The sequence below is a fragment of the Pseudomonadota bacterium genome, from assembly GCA_036141575.1.
In the GTDB taxonomy this organism is placed as follows: Bacteria; Pseudomonadota; Alphaproteobacteria; order UBA2136; family JAPKEQ01; genus JAPKEQ01.
Map to the genome: position 1 here is coordinate 110,759 of JAYZXF010000017.1, position 12,464 is coordinate 123,222.

Annotated in this window: 17 protein-coding genes; 8 read left to right on the forward strand and 9 right to left on the reverse strand. The window is 43.6% G+C overall.

The genetic code is table 11. The features are described 5' to 3' along the window. Window positions 1-61: 61 nt before the first annotated feature. The 4 genes from VX730_08060 to VX730_08075 form a co-directional block, all read right to left on the reverse strand. On the reverse strand, window positions 62-340 hold the full coding sequence (locus tag VX730_08060) for a hypothetical protein (GenBank protein ID MEC9292339.1): 279 nt from the start codon (window positions 338-340) through the stop codon (window positions 62-64). 129 nt (window positions 341-469) lie between these two features. Further along, window positions 470-748: a hypothetical protein gene (locus tag VX730_08065; protein MEC9292340.1), complete on the reverse strand. Its 279-nt coding sequence runs from the start codon at window positions 746-748 to the stop codon at window positions 470-472. Window positions 749-760: 12 nt separating this feature from the next. Next, entirely contained in the window at window positions 761-1,069 is a 309-nt protein-coding gene (locus VX730_08070; protein ID MEC9292341.1) for a hypothetical protein, read from the reverse strand. Window positions 1,070-1,191: 122 nt separating this feature from the next. Further along, the gene (locus VX730_08075) at window positions 1,192-1,476 is read right to left on the reverse strand and encodes a hypothetical protein (protein MEC9292342.1); all 285 of its coding nucleotides are present in this window, start codon (window positions 1,474-1,476) and stop codon (window positions 1,192-1,194) included. A 128-nt stretch (window positions 1,477-1,604) separates the two neighbouring features. Here VX730_08075 and cutA point away from each other — a divergent pair, with 128 nt between their 5' ends. Beyond that, entirely contained in the window at window positions 1,605-1,919 is a 315-nt protein-coding gene (gene cutA, locus VX730_08080) for a divalent-cation tolerance protein CutA (GenBank protein MEC9292343.1), read from the forward strand. Next, on the forward strand, window positions 1,892-2,377 hold the full coding sequence (locus VX730_08085; protein MEC9292344.1) for a potassium channel family protein: 486 nt from the start codon (window positions 1,892-1,894) through the stop codon (window positions 2,375-2,377). Before cutA ends, VX730_08085 begins: the two co-directional genes overlap by 28 nt. Window positions 2,378-2,403: 26 nt before the next feature. Here VX730_08085 and VX730_08090 read toward each other — a convergent pair whose 3' ends face one another. After that, a complete protein-coding gene (locus tag VX730_08090; GenBank protein MEC9292345.1) occupies window positions 2,404-2,994 on the reverse strand; it encodes a cyclic nucleotide-binding domain-containing protein in 591 nt (196 codons plus the stop codon). 225 nt (window positions 2,995-3,219) lie between these two features. Between VX730_08090 and VX730_08095 the strand changes: the two genes are divergently transcribed. Next, on the forward strand, window positions 3,220-3,783 hold the full coding sequence (locus tag VX730_08095) for a NifU family protein (protein ID MEC9292346.1): 564 nt from the start codon (window positions 3,220-3,222) through the stop codon (window positions 3,781-3,783). A gap of 64 nt (window positions 3,784-3,847) precedes the next feature. Here the strand turns inward: VX730_08095 and VX730_08100 are convergent, their stop codons facing one another. Then, window positions 3,848-5,359, reverse strand: a complete 1,512-nt coding sequence (locus VX730_08100; protein ID MEC9292347.1) for a hypothetical protein — start codon at window positions 5,357-5,359, stop codon at window positions 3,848-3,850. Window positions 5,360-5,506: 147 nt separating this feature from the next. On the opposite strand from VX730_08100, the gene VX730_08105 reads away from it, so the two are divergent. Beyond that, window positions 5,507-5,974, forward strand: a complete 468-nt coding sequence (locus tag VX730_08105; GenBank protein MEC9292348.1) for a hypothetical protein — start codon at window positions 5,507-5,509, stop codon at window positions 5,972-5,974. 239 nt (window positions 5,975-6,213) lie between these two features. On the opposite strand, the gene VX730_08110 is transcribed toward VX730_08105, so the two are convergent. Further along, window positions 6,214-7,482 (reverse strand): Hsp70 family protein, encoded by a 1,269-nt coding sequence (locus VX730_08110; protein MEC9292349.1) that lies wholly within the window; start codon window positions 7,480-7,482, stop codon window positions 6,214-6,216. A 24-nt stretch (window positions 7,483-7,506) separates the two neighbouring features. Between VX730_08110 and VX730_08115 the strand changes: the two genes are divergently transcribed. The 4 genes from VX730_08115 to VX730_08130 all read left to right on the forward strand — a co-directional run bounded on the left by VX730_08115 (window position 7,507) and on the right by VX730_08130 (window position 10,692). After that, entirely contained in the window at window positions 7,507-7,845 is a 339-nt protein-coding gene (locus tag VX730_08115; GenBank protein MEC9292350.1) for a hypothetical protein, read from the forward strand. 97 nt (window positions 7,846-7,942) lie between these two features. Beyond that, entirely contained in the window at window positions 7,943-8,461 is a 519-nt protein-coding gene (locus VX730_08120; GenBank protein MEC9292351.1) for a hypothetical protein, read from the forward strand. A gap of 125 nt (window positions 8,462-8,586) precedes the next feature. Next, on the forward strand, window positions 8,587-9,426 hold the full coding sequence (locus VX730_08125) for a hypothetical protein (GenBank protein ID MEC9292352.1): 840 nt from the start codon (window positions 8,587-8,589) through the stop codon (window positions 9,424-9,426). A 285-nt stretch (window positions 9,427-9,711) separates the two neighbouring features. Then, window positions 9,712-10,692, forward strand: a complete 981-nt coding sequence (locus tag VX730_08130) for a hypothetical protein (protein ID MEC9292353.1) — start codon at window positions 9,712-9,714, stop codon at window positions 10,690-10,692. A gap of 60 nt (window positions 10,693-10,752) precedes the next feature. Here VX730_08130 and VX730_08135 read toward each other — a convergent pair whose 3' ends face one another. Continuing rightward, window positions 10,753-11,310: a hypothetical protein gene (locus VX730_08135; GenBank protein MEC9292354.1), complete on the reverse strand. Its 558-nt coding sequence runs from the start codon at window positions 11,308-11,310 to the stop codon at window positions 10,753-10,755. 112 nt (window positions 11,311-11,422) lie between these two features. Then, complete coding sequence (locus tag VX730_08140) at window positions 11,423-12,412, reverse strand: Hint domain-containing protein (protein ID MEC9292355.1); 990 nt, start codon at window positions 12,410-12,412, stop codon at window positions 11,423-11,425. Between the last annotated feature and the right edge of the window lie 52 nt (window positions 12,413-12,464).

Sequence of the window (12,464 nt, forward strand, 5' to 3'; positions counted from 1 at the left end):
GAATGAAAAGGGGAAAAGCAAAACACCCCGCTTTTAGGCGGGATGTTCTGGTTGTCGAGTGTCAGGCGATGGCCCGGGCGATGGCAAATACATTGTAGTAATGCGGAATATCATACTGTTTGCACAGGGCATCTGCACGATTCCTAACGTGCATGAACTTGAGGTTCATGGCGAGTGCGGCCAAACCGGCAATCACAGCAATAGAGTTGTTGAAGCCCATGAAGCTCAGAGCCACACTGATGGTCGCAATAACCACCAGAATGTAGGCGACAGTTTGAAACAGAACGCCTTTGGCGATGGCGCGACGATCTTCCATGGGGATGGGGTGTGCGTTGGACATGTTGTCCTCCTTTTGAAAACGGTGCACTGAGTGAGAAAGTACCTATCATATGGTGATAGTTCTTTGAGAATTCAAGACTTTCATAGATAGCAACACCCCACATAAATGCGGGGTGTTGTAGAAGTTCGCTTATTTGGATGTGCTTTTGATGACAGCAAAAACGTTCCAGTGGGGCTTGATGCCGCGCTCTTTGCAGAGTTGGACGTATTTCCGGTCATTGCGGTGCGCATCCATTTTGATGCAAAGCGCGACGCCAATGATGAAATAGGGCAGGTACTGGTAGTAAATGCCGAACATCCAGTTGCTGAGCAGGTAGAACAGGGTAAAGCCGACCAGCGCGTAGTACATCAACAGGGTGCGAACACCTTTATTGAGCACTTTGCGCTCAGACTTCGTGAGCTTAGCCATAGGGATGATCCTTTAAAGCTTGATGCGAAAGGCTTTTACACCTTGCCAGATTGTGAGCACAGGGTTCCAACCATACGTTTTGCATACAGAAAAGAAGTCTGTCATGGTGAAAACGCATGCAGTGACAGTGCTCAAGGCGATGGCAAGCGTGATAGTGTTAATCTTCAGGGCTTCCCAAATGCTTAAATCTGCAATGAAGCACATGTACAGCATTGAGATTACTGTCACAATGCACATTGCATGGATAGAAGCGGCAAAAGCAAATAACCCTTGCTTGAAAGCCTTGAACTCATCTTGCGAGAGAACTTCAGAGAGTTGCATGAGTTATCCTTTCAGGATGAAAACGGTGAACAGAATAGGTCGTATGCAATATATGGTTCTTAAAATCTTTGTTTTCAAGCCTATAAAAGCAAAACACCCCCGAAGGGGTGGCTTGCTCGCTTTTATAGCCAGTTTGGAAGACCAAACTTACGGAACAAAATTGCAAGATTTTCATTCCCTTTAAGGCCATACTCTTGGCAAGCTTCTTTAAAAAAGATGCTGCGGAGTTTCCAGTGGAAGAAAGCGAGTTGCGCAGCGATGCATAGCAGGATGGTCAGTGTTGCGGTAAGGCTCAACAGACCGAAGTAATTGCCAGCCACCATCATGGCACTCAGCGCAGAGCTGAACATAAACTGCATAATTTTCAACTCAATTCCTTGTTGGATGGAGCTTTCAGTAATTGTCATAACTGTCCTCAACGGTAAACAGGGTGATTTTATTAAATTATGGTTATGGTTTATGATTTTTCAATGTGAGGTAGCAGAATCTTTTTGAGTTGTGCTAAACTTTGCCAACTAAAAAAGAAAGAATAAATATGTCTCTCAAGCTGGTTTACACAACATGTAGCGCACAAGATAACCCTCATGCATGGGCAGAGGACCTCATTGGCCAAGGCCTTGCGGCTTGCGTAAATATTTTGCCAACGGTCGATAGTGTTTACATGTGGCAAGGCCAAGTGGCTGATGCCCAAGAACGCCCATTGATTATTAAAACACGTGCTGATAAGATCGCGGCGCTGGAAAATGAGATCAAACGACTCAGCCGTAATGAAAACCCAGCCTTCATGATTTTAGATATGACAGCAGGAGAGGAATTTGGCACATGGATGCATCAGGTATTGGGTTCATAGACCAGCTTGTACTGCAAGGCTTTTTTAGAGGGACAATCGTAGCAGCGACTCTCATTATACTTTGCACATTTGTGCATTTCTATACGTTTGCATCACTTAATAAAGTGTTGAAAAAGATTGAGAAGAAGCATCACCTTAAGCAAACACTTGTTTTGCTCTTCGCACTCTTTTTCGCGCATAGCATTCAGGTTTGGTTATTCGCTGGCGGTTATATGATACTGATCAACGGTTTTGAAATTGGCCATTTTGTGACAGAGAGTGGTGATATGTATCACGCAGGCTTTGTTGATGCGTTGTATTACTCTATCGTGACTTATACCTCTCTTGGCTTTGGGGATATTATTCCAACACAGGCAGTGCGCCTTCTTACAGGAATTGAGGCCTTGCTTGGTCTCTTGATGATTGCTTGGTCAGCATCGTTTACATACATCTCTATGGAAAAACGCTGGCGCAACTAAGCGTAGAAGCTAAAAAAGAAGAGCAATTATTGCTCTTCTTTTTCAGCCTTATCAAGATCAGGATTATAATTTGTAATACTAAACAGCTTTTTAGCAAGCTCAGGAGAGCAGGGCACAACATCACCAGATGCGATAAACTTCTTCAGTTTATCCTTGGCAATTTCAAGTGTTGGTGAGTTAGAAATCAGTTTTGTGAAGACCATGTTCTGCAGCTCGTTGAAGCGCTTTGTCATCACGTGACCCGCATACTCAAGCAGTTTAATAGCGATCATTGGGTGTTCGCTACGAATCTTCAGGAAGTCATCATACTCAAGCATAAAGTACTTGGCTTGACGGCTGACCAGAATGGTTGCGTTACGCTCTTGTTGAAGTAGAAGGTTACCTTCTCCAAGCAGAAGAGGGGCTTCAAGGCTGGCAACTTTAAGGGCCGCAAGGCGGTTAGAATATTGAACTTTACGGTAAATTTCATAGTTACCACTAATCAGAAAATAGAGGTCACGATCTGTCTGACCATATTCGATCAGAATAGACCCCACTGGGGCGGTCTTCGCTTTAAAGTACGGCTTTAGAATTTGTCCTTCTTCTGGAGTAAGGCCTGGTATGAGCTTTTCAAGCATCTTGTTTTTCTATCCCGTATTCAATTAACCTGCCCATGATATTATGTTTCTTTCTCCAAATATCCAAGTAAAAATTTTTAACCCTAAAGAGTGGTTGTGCCCTATATGCAACGGATTTTTGCGGTTTTCGTTGTCTAAGTGCTTGCCAAATATCAGACTTCGCTGCATATTGTTCTGACAAATAATACGAAATGAGTACTCTATTTTATTATGACTGAAGATGTAATGACAATCCGCACCGAGCGGACACCTAACCCTAACAGCCTGAAATACAAGCTAGGTAAACTCATTTTGCCGGGCGGTAGCGCGAACTTTCCAACACCTGGAACAGCAGAACGCTCACCTCTTGCAAAGCGTTTGTTTACAGTGTCTGGCGTAACAGGTGTGTTTATTGGGAGTGATTTCTTCACCATTACAAAAGATGAAGAGTTTCTATGGCCGGCCATTAATGAAGGGATTGCTCCAGTCCTTGAAGAGTTCTTTGAGAGTGGGGACCCTGTACTGCAAGGTTCAGCGGAAGCACCAAAGCTAGAAGATATTGGCGATGGCGACGCGGACCCTGTTGTGATTTCTAAAATTAAAGAGCTGATTGATACGCAAGTGCGTCCTGCTGTGGCACAAGACGGTGGTGACATTGTTTACCGTGGTTATGATGAAGGTATTGTTTACCTAGAAATGCATGGCGCATGTAGTGGTTGCCCAAGCTCTAGCGTAACGCTTAAGCAGGGGATTGAAACCATGCTTCAGCATCACTTGCCTGACGATGTGAAGGAAGTACGAGCAATTTAAAAAAGCGCCCTTGCGGGCGTTTTTTTTTGAAAAGTTAATTTTTAAACTAAGCAAATAAAACAAGCTATCTTTCTATAGCTTGTTCTTGGTCTTCTAACCAATCTGAAACCCGTACAGAACCATCAGGATAAGCTTCCGCCATTGGAGTATGATAAAAGTAAACAGTCTCTTCTGGCGGTGCACCTTCTAAGCTTTCAAGCTGGCTTGTATCAAAGTCAAGGCATCCAGTAATATCTTGGGCAACACCTTTCAAATCACGAATATTGGTTTTGCCAGCATAGTAAGCGCCCTTGACTACCTGTGGTCCTCCTTCTAGAGACTCAAGTGGGGTACAAGAGCAATCAAAAGAGCCCTCAACAATTTCTGGGCAGCCTTTTAAGGTTGTAAGCTGTGTTTCTGACAGGTTCAAACCTTTATTGCGGACATCGCGCATATCTGGTAGCTGCATAATCTGCTGGCCTTTGAGGTCAATCACATCTGGCACATGAATTGTACCGTCTTCATGCTCCGTGTAAGGCATCTGGAAGAAATCTAAAAACTCTTCAGCTGTACAAGCACCATGGCGAATATAAGAAGGGATGAGCTTTGCTTTTTCACCTGTGACTGGTGTGAGCGTTCCTTCATCATTTAGCTTAAACTCGCTGATTCCATCTGTTTGTATGTTATTGATCTTTTTAAAGCTGCCTGTTAGGCCTGCATTATGTTCTGCACAAAAAGCATCCATGGCTTTACAGAAGTACATATCACTAATGCCGTAATCCTTATCAGCCAGTAGAGCAACTTGGCCTTCATGGTTCATAAAAGGTTTCAGCAGGATGCGAGACCTGGGGTTATGAAGGTCAGGGTCGCTCTTTGTGGTTAGGTAAGCGATCATGCTGCCTTCTTCTGCGAGGGGAATCAGTTTATCTGCGTAACCATCTTCTGAGCGTTCATCAATGCAGCTTGTCCAACGGCGTGCTGTGCTGGCGCGGGCGATGTCACCCGGGTTACGGCTTAAAACCACCATACCATCTTTTTGTAGACCGCCTGTCGCTTTAGACCAGTCTTTTAGGAGGTCATCTTCACCAAGGCGTCTGAGAAGTTTGCCAACTTTGGTATTGTTCTTACCGCCGTCATCTGTGGCAGTGCGCTCTTCCATGTTTGTTTCGTAGCCGTGCTCAGCAAGGGCGTCTGTTACTTTACGAGATGTGCGTGTCATGAAAGGTGAATCTTCCACCTCAAACTCAAAGTAAAGGCGGTCATTGCCTTCACCAAAGATTTTCTCAAGGTGAGGGGCGCGTGACATGGGCATATTGCGCACATGATTCAGCGTTTTAGATTCAATATTTTCTGGAAGGTCTGTTATTTCTTGCTGAATAGCCTCAGTGTCAAGTTCTGCCATAGATGTGAGGGCTTGAACCGAAGGAAGCTTGCCTCTGCTTTCTAAAAAAGCATCCGCATACGCGAGGCTGTAATCCATGAGGGCGTCTTTTTTCTCAGGAAAGTGAGCGCATGCCTCATCTACGCGGCGTTCAATTTCATCCGCGACCTCAAAACCAAGAGCCGTAACCTCTCTGTTTTCTAAGGGTTTTTGCATGGCCCGTTTGTCCTTTTCCTCGGTTCCATAAGTAAATAAGAAGGAAAACTGCCTATTTCAAGGGCAAAGCAATAAAAACTGCACTTGAAAAAATGGCGGATAACTCCCATAATATAAGTTAATAAATAACTCAAGAGGGATGAGAAATTGGCTCATATGGATAAGGGCGCTATCGACAGACGCGGACTAGATGAAAGTACAGTGAACAAGCTCACTGAGGCTTACCGTATGGGTTGGCTCCATAATGTCCTGTCTCGTATTACTCCTCTTACAATGCGTCGTCGTGATGATTACCTTAACATGGCAGACCTGTTTATTGATACACCTGAAGCAGCTCACAAGCTGTTAGATCGCTTTGATGCAGACCTAGAAATGTTCTGCTCAGTGGCAGAAATTCAAGTAACAGAGCACATGACAAGCAAAACGGTTTCAGATGAGCTGAAAGCGCACGTTGAACTCTACAACGACATTGCTGGTGTTCTTTACGGTAAGTTTAAAGGTGACGTTGAAAAGCGTGATCCTATTCAAAGTCTCGCAATGACGCCGATTACAACGGATAGCACAAACCCGTTTATTGCAGAATTCATGAAAGAGAAATTCCCGAAAAAAAATTAAACGGCGCCTTTAAGCGAAGTTTTATGGTATCTGTCTCGTGTTGTGATAATAAACTCTGCGCTCAGATTTTTCTTTGCTTGCTTTCCATCTTTTATTTTTCAAACATAAAGTCCAATGCAAGCTCTTGGAAAGCGTGAAGCATTCAACAGCATGGGCATTTTCAAGATAACCTTCACGGGGGCTATCATTTTACAAATTTTACATTTGAAAAATGATAGGGTGAGAGTGAAGAAGAATAACTATCTAAAATATCTACCCGCATGCAGTGTGAGGCCAACACCGACACTCCCAAACGCATCACCTGTTACCACATGTGCATGTGGAAAAGGCTCAAGCAGGGCTGCACGAATCATTGGGAGTTTTGTTGAGCCACCAGTGAGGAATACGCTTGAAATTTGTTCGGCTGTCACGCCTGCATCATCAAGAGTTTCCTGTACTGTACGCTGCAATGAGTCACACGAATCAGACAAGCTCGGGCGAAGGTGATTGTTGTTTGTTACAGGAACACTTAGGCCTTTTTCAACAAAGTTCATATCAAGAATATTCTCATCAGATGCAGACAGGGCAATCTTGGTTTCTTCAACCTTCATGGCCAGCGTGTGGCCGCTTTCATCCTCAAGAACGTTCAAATAGCGTTCAAGCTTGTCAGGGTCTAATGCATGGTTGAGTGTGTCTTCAACAAGGCGTACTGTCTTTTGGTTATACAGCGTGTGAATTTTTGGCCATGTCGCCAGCGTAAAGAACAGCCATGGCGCAATTTCAATATCTTTATCAGAAAACGGTGCACGCATAAGGCCTTTATGACCAAGCTCAGGCATTGCACACATCAGGCTGAGAGCTTTATCAAAGTCTGTACCACCAATATGTACACCGTGGTTAGAAAGAATGTCTTCTGAGCGGTTCTCTTTGTGTTTATGCTCTGGTGACAGGCGAATCACTGTAAAGTCAGACGTACCACCGCCAAGGTCAATAATCAGAGCGAGTTCTTCTTTCTTGAGCGTATCTTCGTAAGTATAAGCAGCGGCCAGAGGCTCAGGCAGGAAGGTTACATCTTTAAAGCCTGTGCTTTTTACAATCTCTTCCAGCATGTTTTGCGCCTCAGCGTCAGCCTTAGCGTCCCCATCAATAAAGAAGACCGGTCGACCAATAGTTGCACGCGTGAGCTCTTCACCTGCGGTGGTGTCTACATGCTTTTTAATGTCGGCAATAAAGCTCCCAAGAATATCTGTAAAGGCAACTTGGCGGTTTCCAATACGTGTGCTTTCACGGGCAAGGTCTGTCCCTAGAATACTTTTAAGAGCGCGCATAAAGCGTCCATCATCCCCGCGTGTGTAGGCTTTTACAGCTGATCGACCAAAGCTTCTTGTGCTGTCATCATCAATAAAAATGGCACTCGGAATAGTGTTTTCATCGCCTTCCAAGTTACAAAGTGTTGCTGTGCCGCCTGTGAATAGGCCTGCTGTTGAATTGGATGTGCCGAAATCAATACCGCAAACTGGGGACGTCATTTGATAAGCCTTTCTTTGGAAAGCATGGAAACTATCAAAGTTTCAGGCGTTTGTCATGAGAAAGTTCTTAAAAACGGTGAAGACTTCTTCTTTGAAGTGCCCAAGCACCCTGCCAACAAAATGTTTGCAGATCGCTTGCAGCACCTTGGCTTTGAGCGTTCCCCTCTGATTGCTCATGACGATTGTGATCGGTTCTATATGCCTGAAGGCACAGACTTGGCGCAAGTCACGCTGGAATATCAGGAATACTTCAAAGCTGGCGAAGCGCCGACACCAGCCATTGTTCCACTGGGGCACTTGTCGCCCACGGTACAGGATAAGTCTCGTGGTATGGATGTCGAAGACTGGCCGCCTGAGAATTGATTTGAAAACGAAAATAAAGGCACCCCGTCAGAAACGGGGTGTCTTTATTTTTGTGGGGGACTCATAAACCTTTAAGGTTGTAAGGGAGGTTCCTGTAATGGGAGAAACTTTAGGCTATATATCACTTATCCTTTATGTAGTCGCATTATTATTTCATAAGCCACGCCATAGCTTTATTTGCTTTATTATCGCGAATCTCTTCTTTATTGCACAATGTATTGTTTCAGAAATGTATGTTGCAGTTATGGGACCTATTGGGCTAACAGCTCTTACTGTCTTTATTTTAAATGTTAAGAAGAAAAATTGGACTGCTTATGTAAAAGGTTATGCAACTTTTACTGTATGTGTTGGGGTGTATTTTGCGTCTAGTGTAAGTGAGTATATTGTTGTAAGTGCTATGTGTATAGATGCTCTATCTCGCCTAGGTAGAGACCATTTTTACCTATTTAGAACCTTGTCTTCTTTAGGAAATATACTATGGTTTACATCTTTTTACATAGAGGGAGTAACTTCTATTATGTTGATGAGCGCTTTGATGGTTTCTTTAAATGTGATTTATATGGTCAGACATGCGTTGAGAGATGAGGTGCTCTTTAAGCAAAAGGTAAATGAATAAAAGCATGAGATGTTTTTGCACCTCTATTCAATTTGAAAACATTTATTTTAGAGTGAGATACCTGTAAGTTTTATATTTATAGTATACTACATAAATAGATGTAAACGTTTATGAGGTAATTTTTTATGAGGTTATTTGCAATTGTATGTATGTGTTGCGCACTGTTTGTCAGTGTGGCAGCCGTTTCTCAAACACGTGCAGGTGAAGGACTTTCACGCCAACTTCAATCTGTAAAATCAATGCTTGAGAGTTTCCGTAGCCATATAGATGGTGAAATCGCTCGTGTGGATAGTGAAATTAATACAGTGGATAGCAGAGTAGATGCTGCAAATACTAGAATGGATACCATGGACGGTCGTATGGATGGTATAGACACTCAGATTGGTGGCCTAAACTCGAGTATTAATTCACACGATAACCGTATTACAGCCCTAGAAAATGGGGAAACAGGTGTGCAAGTTTACAGAAACTGTGCACAACGTAATGTGACATGGGGCAGTGGAAATTGCCGAGGTACGCAGGGGCCCATTCCTCATGGCACAAGTATAACGGTTAGAGACACCGTTCAAGGTGATATTTGTACAAATAGATATCAATATGTTGGCTATGCTGTGTATAGTTGTAATGATGGTGTGGTAACGCGTAACGGGCAAGCTTGTCAGCGAACAGATTTCTACAATGAAAATCTATGTGAATCTGGCAGTGGTGGCGATAGCTATGCAAACTGTCAAGGTACAACAAGGACATGGTCAGAAACGTATAATGGTCTAACTTCAACCTGTTCTGGATCAATTGGTTCTGTGCCACATGGTACAACCGCTACAGCAACAGACCCTAGAACTGGTTGTGACCGTCGAGACTTCACAGGTGGATCATCGACTTGGCTATGTGATAATGGTACTCTCAGAAGACAAGGTACTGCAACATGTAGAACCTGGGGCAGCTGGGGTAGCGACTGTCGATAATTGAATAAATGAAAGCAGAAAAGGAGGGCACATGCCCTCCTTTTTGCAACAGGGGATATATTTATTTTTCTTGAAGTATCAATGTATTGCAATTTTTACTCACCTATTTGTCAGGGATATGTTTATTTAAAGTTGTGGTTATATATATAAATAAAATGTGATTTATAAAAGGGGTTTAAAATGAGAGCTTTTCCGATAGTAATGATTTTATCCTGTTTAGTTTTACTAACAGGCGTAGCTGGTGCGCAGAGCACGCGCTCTGGTGAAGGTATTGCAAGGCAGTTAATGTCTGTTAAAAGTATGATTGAAAATTTTGCTGATAACATCCGCACACGTGTGCAGACCGTTGAAAATGAAATGGATGCGGTAGAAACACGTATGGATACAGTGGAAGCTGATGTTGCAAGCGTACTTGCAACCGTTGCAACACATGAAACACGGTTGAGCTCGCATGATTCATCTCTATCTGGCCATGGTCGCCGTATTCGAGCACTCGAAGAGCGCGAGCCAACAGGTGGTGGAGGTAGTACAGCACCAACACCAAGTGCGTGTAACGGTAGAAACATGTCATGGGGAGGGGGATGTAGTGCTTATGTACAATCTCTACCTGATGGGGGTGCTGTCGTTCTGAGAGATCAAGTTGCTGGTGATGTATGTACAAATAGACAGCAGTATGTTGGTCAAGTTCGTGTGGCTTGTAACAATGGTCAAATTTCTACAAAGAACGCCTCTTGTGAGCTGAGAAACGTTTATAACGCAACTCAGTGTAGTGGTGGCACAACACCAACACCGAAGAAGAGATGTGCAGCAAAAGATGTGAGCTGGAAGAACAATGCTGGTACAGTCACATGTCGTGGTAGAATTGTTGCAGCTGATCATGATTCAACACGTCGTGTAACATTTGATAACAACAATACAAAACCTGGTGGAAAACGTATTACTGGTGCAGCAAACTTTATTTGTGACAACGGTGTGTTCAAACGTACATCTAAGAACTGTAAAGAAACTGTTAACCCTGAGCCTCCTAAGCCTTGTGCAGGCAAGTCTGTGAGTTGGACTAGTAATGGTGTTACATGTCGAGGAACTGTTTCGAATACGCCACATGGTTTAACTTCAAGTGTAACAGACCCTAACCGAACACGAGAGTGTGAGAACATTATAGATACAACAGGTAGCGCAAGCTTCAGGTGTACAAATGGATCGTTCAAGAAGGTCTCTGGCTCTTGCAGGCAGGTACGGAGTCGTCGAACAGGTGACTGTCGATAAGGACTCTATAAAAGAAAGCGGCGCAAGAGCGCCGCTTTTTTGTAACTCGAACGGCTCGCTTTATTTACATGGATCTGATGAGTAAGAACAAACTGGATTAGAAATAACAAAGTCACCATTACGACAAGTTACTGTAGCAGAGCCTGAAATATGGTTACCACAACGTGGGCGTGGGTGGGTAACTGTTGCAGTATCACCTTCATTGGCACCCCATGCAGTACTTGTACATGTTGGATTACCATAGGCACCAGTCCATTGCACAGGTCTGCTTGTACAGCCAGACACTGTTCCAGAGCTGCCTGTCATATCATCGTGGGAAACGCAGCCTCGTCCATCTGCATCTGGGTGTGTTGGCCAGTGAATGCTTGGATCACCAGATGTATTGATACATGCTGTTCGTTGGTTCTCTCGTGTTTCAAGATTTGTTACACTGTTTTCAACGTTTGTCATGCGGGGTCTCATATCATTTGCAAATGCTTCCATCATATTTTTAAGAGATGTAAGCTGTCTGCTGATACCTTCACTTGTACGTGTCTGTGCATCAGAGTTAGAAATAACGATGAGGGATGCTGTTGTGAGAATTGCCGTAAAAATGAGGCAAGATTTTTTCAAATTCATAATCTTTATCCTTTACTTTTACCGGTTGATGCTACGCCTGTGTATGGGGGTGGTCAAATTAAAAAATGAAAAAGACCTAGAAAAATCTAGGCCTTATCACGTTTAAGTTGTTTTATTGAGGTTCACCATTATGCTCTTTAGAGAGTGGGTATTTTCCTTTTTTGTCTGGAATAGAGCCGTGGACAAGAATACCGTTTGCATAGTAAGTGTGGTCACCATCTAGCATAAGGTTGTAGAGGCGGCGGTCTTCTTCTTCCTGTGGGACAATCATGATGGATTCAATAAGCTGACGCTTGCCTTGTGCCATAATGAGTGTTTGGCCAATTTCAAGCTGACCAATGTTACCAGAAAGTTGGTCGTAAGCTTCTTTCTCAGCCATATCTGGGTTAAGGGCCTTCCAGCCGTCTGTTGTCATAAGAGGGTGGTTATCTGTTGTAAAGGCAGTTTCACCGTTAATCTCAATAAGGTGCTGGTTTTTACCTTTGCGCAGAAGAGGGCGGTCAAGGTCTAGCACGGTGTTAATTGCACCGTCACGGCCCATCAGCTTATCACCAATTTTAACTTTATGAATTTCAAGGTCACTACCATCCGCCATAAGTACTTTTGTTTCAGCCGTAAAGCATGAGCCGCGGCAAACTGCTGCACAATTTTCCATACTATTAGGCGTTAGGTTTGTATTACAGCGGCAGGCACATCTCCACCCCACCCAAACTTGGTCGCTTGGGCATGTAGGAGGCGTGTAGGTGCCACCACCTGTTGGGCCTTCAATATCTGTATGTGTTACACAGTTATTGCTATCAGCATCTGGATGGTTTGGCCAATACAGGCTTGTTGTTGATCTGTTATGGCAGAACGTTTGCCTATTAATAACTGTCTGGAGGTCTGAAATATCCGTTTGTGCTGTTGAGAGCTGTGTTTCTAGAGTGCTAATTCTAGAGCTCATGCCAGTAGACATGCTTTCCATCATGTTTTTAAGGGAGAGAACTTGCCTTGAAAGTGCTTCACCCGCACTTGTTTGTGCCCATACATTGGCAGCTAAAATGATTGTGCAAAGAGAGAGAAAGATTGCAATGGATTTAAGTATTTTACCCTTGAAAAACATAGTGGCCACCATATGTAGTTGTTAATTATTAACAATAGCTTATGCATACCTG